Genomic DNA, 16452 nt, shown 5'->3' on the forward strand with positions numbered 1-16452 from the left:
TAAGCGCCTATACCTGTCAGTTTGTGTCAGGTATGGCTACACTTATCCGTATGAGAGCCAGCCGCCTCCTTTCCATCCTGATGACCTTGCAAGCGCGTGGACGAGTGACCGCGCAGTCGCTCGCCGACGAATGCGCGGTGTCCCTGCGCACGATCTATCGCGACATCGACGCCTTGAGCGCTGCGGGCGTCCCCGTCCAGAGCGAACGTGGCGCGGAAGGCGGCTATCGTCTCCTCGACGGATACCGCACGCGTCTGAACGGTCTGTCGTCACAGGAAGCGGAGGCCCTGTTCCTCGCCGGCTTGCCGGGACCGATGCAGGCACTGGGTCTCGGCGCCGTGATGGCCGGGGCGCAAACCAAGTTGCTCGCCGCGCTGCCAGTCGAATTGCGCTCGACCGCGGAGCGCATGCGCTCGCGGTTTCACCTCGACGCCCCGGCCTGGTTCTCCGATGCGGACCAACCCGAGAATCTGCCCTTGATCGCCAGTGCGGTGTGGGAGCAGCATCCACTGCAGATTCGCTATCAGAGCTGGAAAGCCGAAAAATTTCGCCGGATCGAACCGCTCGGCATTGTGCTGAAAAGCGGGGCCTGGTATGTGGTTGGACGGGTCGGCGCGGATATTCGCATTTATCGTATTTCGCGCATTCTCGAATTGAGCATGCTCGATGAAACTTTCGAGCGGCCGCCGGCCTTCGATCTGGCGGCTTACTGGCAAGACAGCACACAGCGTCTGTCCGAAGAGATGCATGCGAGCGAGGCAACGCTGCGCCTGTCGCCGTGGGGCATGCAGATGCTCGAAGCCTTTACCTCACCGTTCGCGCGCGCAGCGGCGAAAATCGGCGAGCCGGATCCGGCCGACGGCTGGCGCACGGTCACGCTGCCGGTCGGTTCGGTAAGGCAGGCATGTGCGGAATTGCTGCGTTTCGGCACCGAGGCCGACGTGCTGGCGCCGCCAGAGTTGCGCGCGCGTTTCGCCGAGGTGGCGGCAGCTTTGCATCGCCGTTACGCGCAATGAGGACGATGGTTCGCAGCTGACGTAACCCCCCTTATAAGCTGTGTTGGATGACCGATATATTGCAGGGATGTGGCGTGATTCACGCCAACGTCATACGTGCTGCATAGAGTTTGCCCGCGAATAAAACTCTAATTCCCCAAGGGCAAAACATGTCACAGCGCATCTCACAGCGCAGTTGGTTGCGTGCTTTCTTCATGGTCGTTTGCGCGGCCCTGGTTGGCGCTATCGTCGCCGCGTGCGGCTCGTCGTCCTCGTCGCTCAATGTGACCGGGCAGCAGCAGATCCGGCACGTCTTCGTTATCACGCTCGAAAACGAGAACTATGCGACTACCTTCGGCGCGAACAGCAAGGCGCCCTATCTGTCGCAGACGCTGGCTTCGCAAGGCGCGATGGTGCAGCAGTACTACGGCACGGGGCACGTGAGCCTCGACAACTACATCTCGATGATCAGCGGTCAGGCGCCGACGCCGGAAACGGACAACGATTGCATCACCTATCAGGACTACAAGCTGACTGGCACGACGTCGGACGGTCAAGCGATCGGCTCGGGCTGCGTGTATCCGACCAGCATCAAGACGCTGCCGGACCAGCTGAAGGCCGCTGGCTACACCTGGAAGGGCTATGAAGGTGATATGGGCAACGACCCGACGCGCGAAGCCGCCACATGCGGCCACCCGACGCTCAACACGACCGACCTGACTCAATCAGCGGAAGCGCCGAGCGCGGCCGTGCCGCTGGGCGACCAATACGCAACGCGTCACAACCCGTTCATGTATTTCCACTCGATCATCGATTCGCCGGACTGCGGCCAGAACGTCGTGAACCTGAACAAACTCACAACCGACCTGCAATCGATCTCGACTACCGCCAACTTCAACCTGATTACGCCGAACCTGTGCGACGACGGCCACGACGCGCCGTGCGTGAATGGCCAGCCCGGCAGCCTGACGAGCGCGAACACATTCCTGCAGAAGTGGGTGCCGATTATCACCGCCTCGCCGGCGTTCCAGCAGGACGGTCTGCTGATCATCAACTTTGACGAGAGCAGTTACGCGACGGTGACGCAGTCGGCATCCGGCGAGGATCTGATCTTCTCCGGCGCGACATGCTGCAGTCAGCAGCCGGGTCCGAATCTGCCGGCGTTCCCGCAGACTTCGTCGTTGGCCTACAAGGGCTTGACGATCAACCTGACCAAACAGAGCTTTGGCGGCGACCAGACCGGTGCGGTGATGATCTCGAAGTTCATCAAACCGGGCACGGTGTCGACAGTGCTGTACAACCATTACTCGATGCTCAGGAGCATTGAAGACATTTTCCAGCTGGGTTATCTCGGCTACGCGGGGCAGGCTGGCCTGGTTGGGTTCGGCAACGACATCTTCACGAACCTTTAAGCGATCAGATGCCGTTTTTTGCAACGCGACTCACCGGGCGCACGGCTGCGCGATTGGCAGCGCTCGCTGCGCTGGTCAGTGCCGCACTGTTGCCGTTCATGGCAACGGCGGCAGCCGGAGTGGCTGCCGATGCGAAGCCCGTCTACAGCGATGCCGCTGCGCTCGGCAAGCTGATGTTCTTCGATCCGTCGTTGTCGGCCTCGGGCAAGATGTCGTGCGCGAGCTGTCATAGCCCCTCGCACGCATACGGGCCGCCCAACGGGCTGGCCGCGCAACTGGGTGGGCCCGACATGCGCTCGCAAGGCACGCGCGCCGTGCCGAGCCTGCGCTACGTGCTGAACCGCACTCCGATGTGGAGTCATGCGCAGGCGGCCAGCCTGTCCGAGCGCCTGAGCGAGACGGACAACGCGCCGGTTGGCGGCTTCGGCTGGGATGGGCGTTTTAACCGTCTGCACGATCAGGCGAGTTTCCCGTTGTTCAATCCGGACGAGATGGCCAACCGGGATCCGGCGGCGGTGCTCGCGAAACTGGAGCACGCGCCGTACGCGGCGCGCTTCAGCGAAGTGTTTGGCCAGAACATTTTCACCGACCCCAGCAAGGCATTCACCCAGGCGATGTATGCCATCGAGCGCTTCGAGCTCGAAGACCCGAGTTTTCATCCGTACACCAGCAAGTTCGATTACTATCTCGATGGAAAATTGCAACTAACGGCACAGGAGTTGAGAGGCAAAAAACTGTTCGACAATCCGGCGGGCGGCAATTGCGCCTCATGCCACATCGATCAATCGGGTGTCGATGGCTCTCATCCGCTTTTCACCGACTTCAACTTCCAGGCGCTCGGCGTGCCACGCAATCCAGCGTTGCGTGCGAACGCGGACCCGAAGTACTTCGATATGGGTTTGTGTGGACCGCTGCGTACCGATCAGTCTAGCGACAGAAGCAACTGCGGACTCTTCAAATCTGTGTCCCTGCGCAACACGGCGACGCGGCATGTGTTCTTCCACAACGGCCGCTTCCATACGCTGAAGGACGCGCTGCGTTTCTACGTTCAGCGCGATACGAATCCGGCGAAGTGGTACCCGACAGATGCGCATGGCAAGGTCGATAAATTCAACGACTTGCCGGTGGCGCTGCGCGTGAATGTGGATACGACCGACGAACCGCTCACGCGCAAGGTGGGCGAGCGCCCCGTGTGGTCGGAGCAGGATATCGACGACGTCGCCGCTTTCCTCACCACGCTGAACGACGATTACGTGCTGAAACCGACGCAAACGAAGTAGCGCGCGCAGACACGGCAGCCGACTGTCTTTCCTAAGACGAATTTAGACCGTTTAGTGCCTCTTTTTCGGGCAGGGATATAATGCGCGAATTCCTCTTCTTTCCCGTCTTCCGTTATGAGCCGGTTACTTTGCCTGATCGTGCTTTCGCTCGGCCTGATGCAAACCGCAACGGCCGACGAAAACAATGACCGCATGTCCGCGTATCTGACGCAGAAATTCGGTCTGGCAAAGGAAAAGGCTCAAAAGATTTCGGCCGCGGTGCAATCCGCCGCTTCGAAATATTCACTACCGCCGGCACTGCTGCTGGCAATCATTTCGATCGAATCCCGCTTCAAGGAAAAGGCCAAGGGCGCCAACGGCGCGACCGGGCTGATGCAGGTGGTGCCGGCAGCCCATCGCGGGCTGCTGAGGAACGTCAAGGACCTCACTGAGCCGACCACCAACATCGAAGTGGGCTCGGCGATCCTGTACGGCTACATGCGCTCGGCAAACGGCGACCTGAACGCGGCGCTCAAGAGTTACGGCGGATCGCAGGCATACGCGAAGAAGGTGAACTTGCGCGTCGAAGATTTCGCCGACGTCGCCGGGTCGCAAGACGTTGCGTCGCGTTCGGACGCACAAGCCAGTATGTGTGAAGCTGACCGCTGTGAGGCGTCGGACAACTGGGCCAATGCCTTTACGATACCCGCCGTCAATGCCGCCGGCCTTAACGGCGCCGCTGGGCTGTCGAGCGGATTGCCCGTAACGTCGCACTGAGCGCCAGTTTTTCCCGTTTTTCCCTTTTGTGTTGCCACCGCTCCAAGCCGCGGGGATCGCTCGTGAGGCCGTGTAACGCGGCGCCAGGCGTGTGCTGCACGCTTTTTACGCACGCACGGCAACCGCTCTACAATGCATTCCCATTCGAGCTTACGCCGCGCCTCTTCTGATCGCCATGTCCACCTCGTTTTCCAAAACCACTGCCGCTGCGCTTCTCGGCCTACTGGCACTTGCGGCTTGCAGCAGCACCCCGCAGCCTAAATTCCAGCAGGAATTGTTCGAATCGGGCGCGAGCCCTTACGCCCGAAATTTCAACTCAAGCACCACAGATACCTGTGAGGCCGCTCGCCGCGCTTTGCTGAGTCAGGGTTATCTGACGACGATGACGCGTACCGATACCGTCGACGGAACGAAAAATTTCCAGCCGACCGGCGATACCCACATCGTCGTCGAGTTTCATGTGGTGTGTACGCCGGGGGAAGAGGCGAGCGATACGAGCATCGTTTACGTCAACGCTGTACAGAACGGCTTTGCGCTGAAGAAAAGCGATACGTCGGCGAGCGTTGGGCTAAGTGTGCTGGGTTCGTTGTCGCTGCCGATCCGCTCGAACAGCGACGCAATGGTCAAAATTTCGAGTGAGACCATCCCGTCAGGCAAGTTCTACGATCGTTTCTTCGGCCTCGTCGATCACTATCTGCAAACGGTGGTGCGCACACAGCCGGTTGCGAACAGTCGCATCGAGATACGCATGTTGCCGGTGCCGGTGGAAGCGGCGATTCCAGCGCCTCTACCCGAGATGCCTGATGTGATCGACAAAGCCGCTTCGGTGCAACCCGCAAGTGAGGCCAGCGTAGTGCCTTGATGCATCTGCCGAGGCTTGTGCGTTTTGGGGCTGATCAAGGCGCGATCAGCCTTTGATGTCATCACGCTGCGGTACTTATCCTATGTCTTTTACTTCATACGTATATATATGTAGTAATAGTTAACAAGGGTTAACCCCTCCTGTGGATAACTCTCAAATTCCCCGTCACATCAACGTCATGCAGAAACCATAACCCTGCGGAACACGTCTGTAGAAAAACTACAAAGCCAGGATAACTTTGATGGGGCTTGCCTCCCGTCACGTCTTATCAAGATTCCGCACACAGGCTGTCCGACGCCCTATCCCGAAGTTATTCATAGGCAATTGTGGATAACTTGCGCATCCGGTCATATGTTGCCGGCCAGCGGCTCGTTTTTTTCGACGACGCCAGCGCTCGTCACCGAACAGACCGCGACCCCTCCGGACGCGTATATTGAAGCTGGAAGGTACAAAGATTGCGTCTATGCTTTTGCAAGCGCAACTGTTGCTATTTAGTCAAAACCATTTCAGCAACGCCCTATCCGGCATAGAGTTAAAGTGTTTTCTGAAGTTATTGGTGCAGTGCGGGGGTGTGTAATGAAACGCAGAACAGCACGACAGCTAGTCCGTCTTCTCTCGGATATCAGACATGCCAGCCATTGCAGCACGCTGCGGGCGGCAGCCACCAATCGGGCTATCTCCCTCGCGTCCGCCGAGCCGGACGAGGATGTCGCCGATGGCGACGACAGTACCGACGCCGCACGCGAGGCGCATCAGGACAAGCCAGCCCGGAGCGGATCATGAGAACCACAAGCGAACAATCGCTGCGTTTCCTGGTCGAGAAATGGCTGGCGCCGGGACCTTCGGTTTCGATTCACGTTACAGAATTCAGCCGCACCCGTCTGGGCGGCAGGCGTTATGTGCGTGTCGAGACTTCTCTGGACGCAGGATCGCGTGGCCTCTTTTTCTTTCGTCATGACGATGGTTGCTGGTGTGTGTTTCCACCCACGGCTGATACACGGAAGCTCTTTGCGTATCCGCGCGCCGCTTGATTAACGGCGGACGCGGTCAAGCGGTCAACTGGCCAAGCCCTTACGAAGCGTGAGGCAAGCGATCACGTTCACTTCCGCGTCGCCGGGTGGGCATCACCTGGCACACGATCAAACCGGTGAGCATCAGCGCGCATCCGAATAGCGCGCGCGCCGACAGTGTTTCGCCGAGCACGAGCCATCCGGCGAATGCGGCGAAAACGCCCTCCATACTGAAGATCACCGCTGCATGCGAAGGCGCCGCGTACTTTTGCGCGACCACCTGGATCGTATAAGCGATGCCCACCGATAGCGCACCGCCGTACAGAATCGTTGGCGCGGCGCGCTCGATCACTGCAAGACTGACCGGCTCGATCATGAGGCCGACGACCAGACATGCGAGCCCGCAAATCACGAACTGCACGAGCGCCAGCATGAGTGTGTCGTGCCGCAACGCAAAGCGGCCGACCAGCATCATCTGTACGGAAATCACCAAGGCGCCGGCAAGCTGATACCAGTCGCCGAACAGAATCGAGAAGTGCTCGTTGACACTGAGAAAGTACATGCCGAGTGCCGCGAGCGTCGCGCCGAGCCATGTGCCGAATCCCGTTCGATGACGAAACAGCACGCCAAGCAGGGGCACGATCACCACATACAACGAGCTGATGAAGCCGGCGTTGGCGACCTTCGTGTATTGCAGGCCGATCTGTTGCAACGAAATCGACACGGACAGCACGACGCCGAGCAGCACCCCGGCACCGAGTAGCTCGCGTGCGCCGCCGGGTTCACGCTTCGACAATTCTGTAAGCGCGGACCGCCGAACGCAGACAATCATTGTCAGCACGACCAGCGCGCCGAGGAGGAAACGCAATCCGGTAAACAGAAACGGCCCGATCGCATCGAGGCTCAGGCGCTGCGCGACGAATGCGGAGCCCCAGATCATGGCCGCGATCAGCATCAGCAGATTGGCGCGCAGGTGTTGGCGTGTGTCGGGTTTCAAAGGCAGTTTTCGAATTCGGTTGTTCTGACAAGGCGCTTAGCGCTTATACACGATGCACGGCGTCTTGCGGCATCGGCGTCTTCAACGGCCACGGCATCGGCCACGGCATCTGCAAAGCAGGCAAGGTGATCACAAAGCGCGCGCCACCCGATGCCGCTTCCTCGAGCCGCACGTCGTCGCCGCGAACACTTGAACACAATTGCGCACACATTCCCCCAACTTCAGGACAGACGCGGCGAGGCGGCGTCCCTAGACTGCGGCTTCTATCTCAAATAAAAAGTCCTGATCGTGCGCAAACGCCTCTTGTATCTGTGTGCTCCGCTGTTTGGCCTGACCTGCTCGTCGATGGCATACGCCGAGAATTTTTATATGTTTTCGCTGGCCGGCGGCGTGGCGCCGCGCTATCAGGGCAGTCGTGACTACCGCCCGTTCGTCGCTCCGCTGATCTCCGCGGAGTTCAGCAACGGGATCTTTCTGAGCCCGATGGACGGCCTTGGTTACAAGCACACCTTCGCCAATGGGCTGTTCGCATCGGCGGCGCTGAGCTACGACTTCGGCCGAACCGACAGCAATCGTGCTGATTTGCCGGGCTCGGACTACCTGAAGGGCATGGGCCGGATTCCTGGTTCCGTGATGATGTCGGTGCAGGTCGGCGCGCATCTGTTCGGTCCGTCGACCATCAGCATCACGCTGGACCAGCCGCTTACGCATACGAGTCACGGTACTAGCGGGCATGTCGATCTGACTGTGCCGGTACTGCAAACCGTCGACAACGACATCAGCATTACCGGCAGCGTGCATGCCGGCAGCGGGCGCTATACGCAGACCTTTTTCGGTGTCACCGACGCGCAGGCGGCCGCAAGCCGCTTCCAGCCGTATGCGGTGAAAGGCGGTTTCGACAGCGCGAAGGTGTCGGTCGGATGGACGTACATGTTTTCGCCGCGCTGGTCGGTGCATACCGAAGGCGGCGTGACGCGGTTGCTCGGCGCGTCGGCGAACAGCCCGATCGTGCAGTCGAAGAACAACTACTTCGCGATCACGGCGCTGACGTATCGCTATTGATGCGCTTATTGAATGGTTGCACGGATCGACGTTTCGACGATCTGACGTCCCTGCAAGGAGATCGCGATGTTTGCATGGCAAACCCCTCTATCCAACGCCTGGCAGGACAGCCTGGTATCGTCGGCGCGTGCGCAGGCGATCGGCGTCGACAGCATGCTGCTGACCGGTGCGACCGGTTTTATCGGCGGCAATCTGCTGGTGGCCCTGATCAACGCCGGTCTGGTCGAACGCATGGTGTGTCTGGTGCGCGGCGTCAGCGTGGCCGATGCGCTCGCGCGGCTGCGCGCGTCAGCGGTGCGTTGCGGGCTGCCGCATTCTCGAGCCCAACGAATCACTGACGCAAACGTGATGGTCGGCGAGCTCGGCAGCGCGTTTTCAGAGATCGATCTGGCGCGGCTCGCCAAGGCGTCGCACGTGATCAACTGTGCCGCGCGCGCGTCGTTTTCGACGCATCGGCAATTACTCGATACAAATGTGCACGATACCTTGCGCTTTGCGTCGCGTTTTGTCGGCAGCAAAACGCTGCGGCGCTTTCTGCACGTGAGCACGGCAATGGCGTGCGGCACGCAATGCGGCGCGAACGTGCAGGAATCTCCGTTCGGCTATGGCGAGACACATCATCTCGTACCGTACACGCAAAGCAAACGCGAAGTCGAACGTCTGTTGCGCGGCACGTATCCGCGCTTGCCGCTGGTGGTGGTGCGGCCGTCGAGCGTGGTCGGCCACACCGTGCTCGGCACGTTGCCGTCGGCGAGTCTGTTCTGGGTGTTTCGCGTGGTGCACGGCGCGCGGCGCTTCACGGCGCGGGCGATGAATCGCATCGACGTGGTGTCCGCGGACGACTGCGCCCGCGCGCTCGCGCTGCTGGCAGTGAAGCCGTCGCTGGCTTTCGATACGTATCACGTGTCGGCGGGTTCGGAAGCGCCGACCGTCGGTCAGATCATTAGCGCCATGGACGAAGCCACCGGCACCTCGGGACGCCGCTATTCGATGTGCCGCGTGCACGACTTCGGCAAGATTGCACGCGAGGTAGTGGGGCACGACCGTTGCGGCAGTGGCCGTCTGATCGAATACGCACTGCGTTTGTATGCCGGCTTCGCGGAACTGGACTACGCGTTCGACAACCGCCGTCTGCGTGACGAGATCGGTTTCGAGCCGCTGCCCTTCACGGACTACGTGAGCGAATGTGTGCGGACTTCGCGCGGGGTAGGCATCGTCGAACAGATGCGCTGGGACTTCAAATAGACCTTCAGCCAGACGCACAGCACGCGACTCGCGCGATAATCGCGCAACGGCCAGACGGCTCACGACACGACTGACCCATCGGGCCGACCGACTTTCAGGCAGACGCAATGGACGAGAAAGACTGGATCGCCGGCGCCGCGAAGGCACTGGCGATCATCGAAGCATTCGACGAAGAGCACGCGCGTATGACACCGACCATGGTGGCCGCCCGCGCCGGGCTCTCGCGTACGGCGGCGCGCCGCTATTTGCTGACGCTACGCGAACTCGGCTACGTGGATACCGACGGCAAGCTGTTCTGGCTCGCGCCGCGGGTATTGCGGCTCGGTCAATCGTATCTGGATTCAGCGCGCTTGCCGCGCACCGTGCAGCCGTTTCTTCAGCGCATCACCGCGACCGTGCAGGAAACCGCGCTGGTCGCGATTCTCGACGAACACGACGTGGTCTACGTCGCGCGCAACGGCGTCAACCGGGCGATGGCGGTCGGTTTCGTGCTCGGCTCGCGGGCGAGCGCGCCGTTGTCGTCCGCAGGTTTGATCCTGTTGGCTTTCCAGGCGCCGGAAAGCATCGAACAGTGGCTGGGGTCCTATCCGATCAAAGTATTCACGCCGCATACGTATTCGACCGTCGAGCGCCTGCGCGAAGTGCTGGGCGAAATTCGCCGCGATGGGTATGTTGTCACCGATCAGCAACTGGAATTGGGCATGCGCGGTGTCGCGGTGCCGTTGCGCGACCGGCATGGCTCAGTCGTGGCGGCGATCAGCGTGAGCATGCCGATCGGGCAGGAATCGGCGAATGCCGCGTTGCATCGGGTGCTGCCAACCCTTCAGGAAACCGCCAGTTTGCTGCGAAACCTGATCTGAAAGCGGAGCTAGGTAATTTCCCTGATACGGTGTGCTTAGTAAATGAAAGCATATCGAAAGCAAGCTGTCTCCCGGAAAATACATATCGAGTTTTGGGCATGACAAACCGCCTACGCTGCGTAATACTCTCCCGCGGGGAGCGGTAAGGCGCCTCAAGCCCTGTCTGCTTCACCGTGCAGCTATTTCATTCACATTGACTCAGTCGTCCAGGTTTGGGGAACAACACATGAAAAAACTTATCGTCTCGCTCGCAGCCGCTTCGATCGCGCTGGTCTCCGTTCAAGCTTTCGCACAGGCATCGGACGCAGCAGCGCCGGCCGCTGCAGCTAGCACGCCGAAGAAGCACCACATCAAGAAGCTGAAGACGCACGGTAAGCGCGCTCCGGTTTCGTCGGCTGCTTCGGCTGCTGGCACGAACGACAAGGGCACGGCAAACTAAGCTCACGCTTGGGTTTTGTCGGGCGAACCCTGCCGGTTCTCTTCTGCGCGCTGCTAGTCGGCGAGTGCAGCGCAGTTCCGGTTAAACGTCGCCAGCAAAAAGGCCAGAGCTTCTGCTCTGGCCTTTTTGTATTGTGCGGCGGGTTTGAGCGGCGTTTAGCCTGCGAGGCCGCGCTTGACGACCTCGTTCAGCAATCCGGTCATGCCTTCCGGATGCGTGGCAGCGCGCTCTTTCAGTTCAGTGACCAGGTCGCCATTCAGCTTGCAGGCGAACGCGACAAGGCCTTGTGCCTGGTCGAGCTTGCGCTGTTCGCGGCGATCGAGCTTCGGATCGGCGGCAGCGGCTTTGCCAAAGCGGTCGGCGGTCGACAGTTTCATTGCGTTGTTCAGCTTGAGTGCCTTGTTCTTTTCAATGTCGGTTTTTTTCATCGCCATACGGAAGGCCTCTGCCAGATAAGTAAGCCCGCATTGTACGCGTCGAGTAAGCGGCGGCGATTCCGCACCCGGGCGGCGTTGGTGCGGTGCTCAGGCCGCGCGGAGTCTGAGCCATCGAGCGGTGCTCAAACGGGCCGTTCCGGCGCCCCAGCCACGCTGTCCATCAGCGCACGCATTCGTTGCCAGTGCGTGCCTTCCCAGAACACGCGCCGGCACACGTCGCAGGTGACGAACTGGTTATGCCGTTCCAGCACGCCGTCGGGCGCCCGATCCCCGACTTCATCTTTGGCGATACGCCGCAGTGGCGCATTGCACATCAGACACAAACGGAATGGCTGCGCGCTGCCGGCCAGGTCGAGCCGTTCAAACACTTCGCGCAATTGCTCGCGTGGCCGCAGCGTACGCACGTAGCAGCCATGTGTGATGGCGCTGCGTTTCAATAGCTCGCGGTCACGTGTCAATACGATGCGCTGTTGTGCGGCGGCGAGGGCTTCGATATCGGCGTCGGGATAGTGGTTGTCGTAGAGCGTATCGAAGCCGGCCAGCCGTAGCAGCGGGGCGAGACCGCCCAGGTGCGCATCGGCAATGAAACGCACCACACGCAGCGGATGTTCGCGCACGCGCAATAGCGGCTGGACGTCGAGCGCTTCAAACTTCGGATAAACGGCGATGCGATCGCCGTCGGACAGCAGATGATTGAAACCGACCGACTCGCCGTTCACCAGAATCAGTTCGACCTCGGTATGTGGCACGCCGAGCACTTCGATCATATGTTTCGCGGTGGCGCCGCGCGCGCAGGCGTAACTGAACGCACGCCGACGCAGGGGCCGGGCGAGAAAATCGTTCAGCTCCTCATAGAAGCGGAATGTCGCGGTGACCATCACAGCAGTATCGCACCGGGTTTAATTGCGCGCTGTCCTGCACTTGTCGCATGGGTGTGCTTTACTTCCAGTTCTTTAGAAGACGGAGCGACAGATGGACATCGGTTTTATCGGTCTCGGCGAGATGGGCGCCGCGATGGTTGCAAACATTTTGAAAGCCGGGCATCAGGTGCGCGTGTGGAACCGCTCGCCCGAACGCGCGCAGCCGCTCGCCGAGGCAGGTGCGCGGATTGTCGCGACGCCGGCTGAAGCGTTTGCGGGCGACGCCGTGTTCTCAATGCTCGCCGACGATGCCGCGCTGCGCGAAGTCATCACCGCGTCGCTGCTGGAACACGCCCCGCGCGGCTTGATCCACGTGAACATGGCGACGATCTCGGTGGCGCTGGCCGAGGAGCTGGCGACGGCGCATGCCTCGCGGGGTGTCCATTACGTTGCCGCGCCGGTGTTGGGGCGGCCAGACGTCGCGGCGGCGGGCAAGCTGACGATCGTGGCGGGCGGCCCGGCCGAGTCGATCGACCGCGTGCAGCCGATTTTCGACGCCATCGGCCAGAAAACCTGGCGCATCGGTTCGCTGCCGCAGCAGGCGAACGTGATGAAGCTTGCGGCTAACTTCATGTTGGGCGCGGCCGTTGAGACGCTCGGCGAGGCTGCCACGCTCGTGACCGGCCACGGTCTCGCGATGCAGGATTTCCTCGACGTCATCACGAGCGGCCTGTTCCCGGGTCCGGTCTATTCGGGCTACGGCAAGATGATCGCGGAGCAGCGCTACGAGCCTGCGCTGTTCAAGGCGCGCCTCGGATTGAAGGACTTGCGTCTTGCACTGGCGGCCGCCGATGCGGTCAACACACCGTTGCCGATCGCGAGCGTGGTGCGCGACAGCCTGCTCGAAGCCGTGGCGCATGGCGACGGCGAGAAAGACTTCGCGGTGCTGGGGCAGGTGGCGGCGCGGCGGGCAGGGCGCTGAGCAGGAGCGGGTGCTGCGGGTGCGCGCTTAAAAGTACGGGCGGGCATAATAGCCGCCCGATCCCTTTCTGCGTCGATCTCAATGAGTCTGCATACCTGGTGGCTGTTCGCCGCCACTGTTTTCGTCGTTTCCGCGATTCCCGGTCCGAACATGCTGCTGGTAATGACGCATGGCGCCCAGCATGGGCTGCGCCGTTCCAGTGCGACCATGGCCGGCTGCCTGTCGGCGCTGGTGTTGATGCTGGCGGTGTCGGCGGCGGGCCTCGGCGTCTTTCTTGACGCCTGGCCGGCGATGTTCAACGCACTGCGGATGATCGGCGCGGCTTACCTCGTCTATCTGGGCATCAAGGCGTGGCGGGCGCCGGCTGACGAAGGCGCTGCCGGCGCAGTCGACGAACTCGCCGCAAAGCCCGCACGCTCGCGCTTCGCACTGTTTCGTAACGGTTTCCTGGTGGCGGGCAGCAATCCGAAAGCGATCTTGTTCGCCGCAGCGTTGCTGCCACAGTTCATCGACGCCGCGCAGCCCAAGCTGCCGCAGTTCGGTGTGCTCGTCGCGACTTTCGCGGTTATCGAGGTGAGCTGGTACCTGGTGTATGCGGGTTTCGGCACGCGGATTGGCGCGCGGTTGAAGAGTCGCAGCGTCGCCAGGATGTTCAATCGTCTGACAGGCGGCGTGTTCGTCGGCTTCGGCGCGATGATGGCGCTGGTGCGCCATTAGGCGAACGGCGGGCTCGCCGCACGAACCAGCCACCGCCGCCCACAAAGCGTTGCAAGGATCGTTGCGCCGATACAACGCTGAGGGTCAACCCTAATTTGAATGTTGCGACGCACCAAACCATTTGCTATAGTTCGTCTTGTCTCCTCCATGTCTCCTCTGATATGGATTCAGCCCGCCCAATTAGGCGGGCTTTTTTTTGCCCTGAATTTCCAGCCTTCTCCAGAAAAGACAAAGCCGGCTGGCCCCCTATGCGGGGCCGCCGGCCTTGTCGCATCCGCGCCTGAACTCAGAACTTATACGAGACAGCCAGGAACGAAATGATCGGATCGGCTTTCAGCTCCGCCTTCGAGACACCCAGTTCCGTGCCGTCCGCGGCCTTGATGATGACCGAGGAGGTGGTCTTCAGCGGAATGTACGTGACCGATGCGACGAGACCCCAGTGGTCGGTGAGGGCGTACGTGAGACCCGCATTGAACACCGGCTGCCAGGACGACGACGCTTTCGCTGACACCTGCGTCTGCCCGGGCTTGCCTGCGCCCGCGGCCAGCACTGCACCGAGATTGTTCTGCGTCGACTGTACGAAGTTCTGGCTCAACTGGACGTCGGAGAACCAGTTGTACGACACACCTATGCCGACGAACGGCCTGAATTTCGCGGTAGGCGCGTTGAAGTAGTACTGGAATAGCAGCGCCGGGCTCCACTGGCGCACGCTTTTTACGATCGGGTTGGCCTGCGGATCGCCCAGATCCTGCTGACCGAGTGCGCCTGCCGGTCCTGGCGGCTTGATAATGCCGTGCCCGTATATCTTGAATACCGGTGGCACGCCTGCGACCGTCGTCACCGCGATGTGATCGGTGAGGTAATGGCTGACTGTGAGACCAACGGTATTGGCGCTATTGGTCGACAACCCCGTACCGGATGAGGTGAACGAGCTTGGCAGACGCAGCGGCGTATTGATCGGGGTCGGCGCGACATTGGTGGTCAGCGGCGAGCTCGAATCCTGCGGCATGATGTGGAACCAGCCGAGCACGGCGACGTTGTCGCCCGCGTGTTGTGCGTGCGCACTGGCTGACAGGCAGGCGGCCAGTATCGCGAAGTAGATTTTTTTCATGTTGTTCCTCCTGAGGCGCGCGTTGCGTTGATCGCGCGCGGCGAGCGACGGCGGGTTGGCTGCCCGGCCGGTGCGCTGGATACCCGGTGGACGCCGGCTGCTGCGCTATGACTGTGCGCAGCAGCCGGGACGCGAACGCCTCGTTGCGTGTCGGCGGCGCGTGCTGCGTCCATTACTGGACGAAGGCTCCGATCGTGAAGTACGGCGAGGCCGCGTTGGTCAGATCGAGGTAGCCGAACACGCCACCTGTGAAGATCATCTTTCCAGTCGGCGTGGTACCCGTGGATGCACCCACTTGCGTCGTCGTCACCACACCCGGCACGGCTTGCGTGAAGTCCAGATTCAGCGCTGTCGCAAGCGATGCCTGCGATGCATTGAACGGATCCAGCAGCGTGGCCTGCGCGCCTTCGAGTGCGGTGGTGCGATAGTCGAACTGGCTATCCACGCCAATGTACTCACCGTTTTGCGAGTTCACCGCGATCGAAGTTTGCGGCGACAGAATCGAGATGCCCGATTCATCGTCAGCATACGGTCCGAGTTCGCCATTCACCGGCGTCGTCACCGACGAGTTCGCCGCACCGGTTCGCACCAGGATCGGCACCAACTGGTTGCGCAGCTTGCCGACGATCATGTAGCCGCGAGCCTTGGGCGTCGTGGCGAGCGTCGGTTTGGCCTGGCCCAGGAACTTGTCGGTTTCGAACGCGCCGCTGCCGTCAGCCGACGATACGAAGTTCGTACCCGGCTGTTCGCACTTGCCCGCGTTGACACCGGAGTTGTCACACTCGCTCCACGTGCCGTCGGCATTGATCGTGATCTTCGAATCGACCGCGACCGGTGCGAAGTTCTGCGACGGAACCTGGTGATAGCCGAGCTGGTTGTAGGTGCCGGCCACGTTCGCGAGATTCGTTTCAATCGACGAGAAGCCGATGAACGGGTAGTACGGGAACGTGGTATCAGGCACTGCGCCCACGCCGAGAATCCCCGCGAAGGAGATTTCCGCCCCCGGAATCGTGCCGCCCGCCACGCCTTCGCCGACAAAAATCCGCGCCGGACGATTCGGGTCGAGGCTCGCGCCGTTCAGGCGGTAGGCGCACTGGTTGAGCTTGTTGGTCGGCAGCAGCGTTTCCTGGGTCAGCGTGCCGTTTGCGCTCTGACCGGCGCGCGTCGGCGCAACGGTGCCGACGGTCGCCGGAATCGGCGATTCGATGTAGCTGATTTGCCAGGTCATCTTGGTCGTGTCCATCTGCAGCTTGACCAGTTCGCCGTCACCGCCGCCGCCCGTGAACACCGTGCCGTAGTCGAGCGACGCAGGACACAGGCGAACTTCCGTCACCGGTCCATCGCCGTTGCCGCCACCACCACCGCACGCCCCCAGCAACGGTGCTGCAAGAGCGAGCACCGAAAGGATTCTCCATTTCATACCGCCT

Annotated in this window: 18 protein-coding genes; 12 read left to right on the forward strand and 6 right to left on the reverse strand. The window is 61.2% G+C overall.

Annotation, left to right across the window (positions count from 1 at the left end; genetic code table 11):
* Positions 1 to 32: 32 nt before the first annotated feature.
* The 6 genes from ACUN0E_RS42695 (at position 33) to ACUN0E_RS42720 (ending at position 6336) form a co-directional block, all read left to right on the forward strand.
* Positions 33 to 1016: a helix-turn-helix transcriptional regulator gene (locus ACUN0E_RS42695; RefSeq protein WP_445570315.1), complete on the forward strand. Its 984-nt coding sequence runs from the start codon at positions 33 to 35 to the stop codon at positions 1014 to 1016.
* A gap of 194 nt (positions 1017 to 1210) precedes the next feature.
* The gene (locus ACUN0E_RS42700) at positions 1211 to 2407 is read left to right on the forward strand and encodes an alkaline phosphatase family protein (protein ID WP_445570608.1); all 1197 of its coding nucleotides are present in this window, start codon (positions 1211 to 1213) and stop codon (positions 2405 to 2407) included.
* A gap of 8 nt (positions 2408 to 2415) precedes the next feature.
* Positions 2416 to 3687, forward strand: a complete 1272-nt coding sequence (locus tag ACUN0E_RS42705; RefSeq protein WP_445570316.1) for a cytochrome-c peroxidase — start codon at positions 2416 to 2418, stop codon at positions 3685 to 3687.
* A 114-nt stretch (positions 3688 to 3801) separates the two neighbouring features.
* Positions 3802 to 4443: a lytic transglycosylase domain-containing protein gene (locus tag ACUN0E_RS42710; RefSeq protein ID WP_445570317.1), complete on the forward strand. Its 642-nt coding sequence runs from the start codon at positions 3802 to 3804 to the stop codon at positions 4441 to 4443.
* A 175-nt stretch (positions 4444 to 4618) separates the two neighbouring features.
* Entirely contained in the window at positions 4619 to 5305 is a 687-nt protein-coding gene (locus ACUN0E_RS42715) for a DUF2242 domain-containing protein (RefSeq protein WP_445570318.1), read from the forward strand.
* 779 nt (positions 5306 to 6084) lie between these two features.
* A complete protein-coding gene (locus ACUN0E_RS42720) occupies positions 6085 to 6336 on the forward strand; it encodes a hypothetical protein (RefSeq protein WP_408241133.1) in 252 nt (83 codons plus the stop codon).
* 40 nt (positions 6337 to 6376) lie between these two features.
* Here ACUN0E_RS42720 and ACUN0E_RS42725 read toward each other — a convergent pair whose 3' ends face one another.
* Both ACUN0E_RS42725 and ACUN0E_RS42730 read right to left on the reverse strand, forming a co-directional pair.
* Positions 6377 to 7312, reverse strand: coding sequence for a DMT family transporter (locus tag ACUN0E_RS42725; RefSeq protein WP_445570319.1), 936 nt, complete (start codon positions 7310 to 7312; stop codon positions 6377 to 6379).
* 43 nt (positions 7313 to 7355) lie between these two features.
* Positions 7356 to 7523 carry a hypothetical protein gene (locus tag ACUN0E_RS42730; protein ID WP_445570320.1) on the reverse strand — a complete coding sequence of 56 codons (168 nt, stop codon included), beginning with the start codon at positions 7521 to 7523 and terminating at the stop codon, positions 7356 to 7358.
* Between the two features lie 158 nt (positions 7524 to 7681).
* Here ACUN0E_RS42730 and ACUN0E_RS42735 point away from each other — a divergent pair, with 158 nt between their 5' ends.
* From ACUN0E_RS42735 to ACUN0E_RS42750, 4 genes are all read left to right on the forward strand, one after another.
* Positions 7682 to 8374 (forward strand): MipA/OmpV family protein, encoded by a 693-nt coding sequence (locus tag ACUN0E_RS42735; RefSeq protein WP_445570321.1) that lies wholly within the window; start codon positions 7682 to 7684, stop codon positions 8372 to 8374.
* Between the two features lie 66 nt (positions 8375 to 8440).
* A complete protein-coding gene (locus ACUN0E_RS42740) occupies positions 8441 to 9619 on the forward strand; it encodes an SDR family oxidoreductase (protein ID WP_445570322.1) in 1179 nt (392 codons plus the stop codon).
* A gap of 107 nt (positions 9620 to 9726) precedes the next feature.
* Positions 9727 to 10479, forward strand: coding sequence for an IclR family transcriptional regulator domain-containing protein (locus tag ACUN0E_RS42745; RefSeq protein WP_408241145.1), 753 nt, complete (start codon positions 9727 to 9729; stop codon positions 10477 to 10479).
* Between the two features lie 226 nt (positions 10480 to 10705).
* A complete protein-coding gene (locus ACUN0E_RS42750) occupies positions 10706 to 10918 on the forward strand; it encodes a hypothetical protein (RefSeq protein WP_408241148.1) in 213 nt (70 codons plus the stop codon).
* A 155-nt stretch (positions 10919 to 11073) separates the two neighbouring features.
* On the opposite strand, the gene ACUN0E_RS42755 is transcribed toward ACUN0E_RS42750, so the two are convergent.
* Positions 11074 to 11352, reverse strand: a complete 279-nt coding sequence (locus ACUN0E_RS42755) for a hypothetical protein (protein WP_408241151.1) — start codon at positions 11350 to 11352, stop codon at positions 11074 to 11076.
* 125 nt (positions 11353 to 11477) lie between these two features.
* Positions 11478 to 12233, reverse strand: a complete 756-nt coding sequence (locus ACUN0E_RS42760; RefSeq protein ID WP_408509216.1) for a Mut7-C RNAse domain-containing protein — start codon at positions 12231 to 12233, stop codon at positions 11478 to 11480.
* Positions 12234 to 12327: 94 nt separating this feature from the next.
* On the opposite strand from ACUN0E_RS42760, the gene ACUN0E_RS42765 reads away from it, so the two are divergent.
* Together ACUN0E_RS42765 and ACUN0E_RS42770 are read left to right on the forward strand one after the other, a co-directional pair.
* The gene (locus ACUN0E_RS42765) at positions 12328 to 13197 is read left to right on the forward strand and encodes an NAD(P)-dependent oxidoreductase (RefSeq protein WP_408241157.1); all 870 of its coding nucleotides are present in this window, start codon (positions 12328 to 12330) and stop codon (positions 13195 to 13197) included.
* Positions 13198 to 13278: 81 nt separating this feature from the next.
* Entirely contained in the window at positions 13279 to 13914 is a 636-nt protein-coding gene (locus ACUN0E_RS42770) for a LysE family translocator (protein ID WP_408509215.1), read from the forward strand.
* Positions 13915 to 14200: 286 nt separating this feature from the next.
* Here the strand turns inward: ACUN0E_RS42770 and ACUN0E_RS42775 are convergent, their stop codons facing one another.
* Both ACUN0E_RS42775 and ACUN0E_RS42780 read right to left on the reverse strand, forming a co-directional pair.
* Positions 14201 to 15025 (reverse strand): OmpW/AlkL family protein, encoded by an 825-nt coding sequence (locus ACUN0E_RS42775; RefSeq protein ID WP_445570323.1) that lies wholly within the window; start codon positions 15023 to 15025, stop codon positions 14201 to 14203.
* Between the two features lie 172 nt (positions 15026 to 15197).
* Positions 15198 to 16445, reverse strand: coding sequence for a DUF2957 domain-containing protein (locus ACUN0E_RS42780; protein WP_445570324.1), 1248 nt, complete (start codon positions 16443 to 16445; stop codon positions 15198 to 15200).
* Positions 16446 to 16452 lie beyond the last annotated feature (7 nt).

Source organism: Paraburkholderia sp. D1E (assembly GCF_052682275.1).

Coding starts and splice junctions, on each gene's coding strand:
- ACUN0E_RS42695 (WP_445570315.1), top strand. CDS start 33: ATGGCTACACTTATCCGTATGAGAGCCAGCCGCCTCCTTTCCATCCTG.
- ACUN0E_RS42700 (WP_445570608.1), top strand. CDS start 1,211: ATGGTCGTTTGCGCGGCCCTGGTTGGCGCTATCGTCGCCGCGTGCGGC.
- ACUN0E_RS42705 (WP_445570316.1), top strand. CDS start 2,416: ATGCCGTTTTTTGCAACGCGACTCACCGGGCGCACGGCTGCGCGATTG.
- ACUN0E_RS42710 (WP_445570317.1), top strand. CDS start 3,802: ATGAGCCGGTTACTTTGCCTGATCGTGCTTTCGCTCGGCCTGATGCAA.
- ACUN0E_RS42715 (WP_445570318.1), top strand. CDS start 4,619: ATGTCCACCTCGTTTTCCAAAACCACTGCCGCTGCGCTTCTCGGCCTA.
- ACUN0E_RS42720 (WP_408241133.1), top strand. CDS start 6,085: ATGAGAACCACAAGCGAACAATCGCTGCGTTTCCTGGTCGAGAAATGG.
- ACUN0E_RS42730 (WP_445570320.1), bottom strand. CDS start 7,523: ATGTGTGCGCAATTGTGTTCAAGTGTTCGCGGCGACGACGTGCGGCTC.
- ACUN0E_RS42735 (WP_445570321.1), top strand. CDS start 7,682: ATGTTTTCGCTGGCCGGCGGCGTGGCGCCGCGCTATCAGGGCAGTCGT.
- ACUN0E_RS42740 (WP_445570322.1), top strand. CDS start 8,441: ATGTTTGCATGGCAAACCCCTCTATCCAACGCCTGGCAGGACAGCCTG.
- ACUN0E_RS42745 (WP_408241145.1), top strand. CDS start 9,727: ATGGACGAGAAAGACTGGATCGCCGGCGCCGCGAAGGCACTGGCGATC.
- ACUN0E_RS42750 (WP_408241148.1), top strand. CDS start 10,706: ATGAAAAAACTTATCGTCTCGCTCGCAGCCGCTTCGATCGCGCTGGTC.
- ACUN0E_RS42755 (WP_408241151.1), bottom strand. CDS start 11,352: ATGGCGATGAAAAAAACCGACATTGAAAAGAACAAGGCACTCAAGCTG.
- ACUN0E_RS42760 (WP_408509216.1), bottom strand. CDS start 12,233: ATGGTCACCGCGACATTCCGCTTCTATGAGGAGCTGAACGATTTTCTC.
- ACUN0E_RS42765 (WP_408241157.1), top strand. CDS start 12,328: ATGGACATCGGTTTTATCGGTCTCGGCGAGATGGGCGCCGCGATGGTT.
- ACUN0E_RS42770 (WP_408509215.1), top strand. CDS start 13,279: ATGAGTCTGCATACCTGGTGGCTGTTCGCCGCCACTGTTTTCGTCGTT.
- ACUN0E_RS42775 (WP_445570323.1), bottom strand. CDS start 15,025: ATGAAAAAAATCTACTTCGCGATACTGGCCGCCTGCCTGTCAGCCAGT.
- ACUN0E_RS42780 (WP_445570324.1), bottom strand. CDS start 16,445: ATGAAATGGAGAATCCTTTCGGTGCTCGCTCTTGCAGCACCGTTGCTG.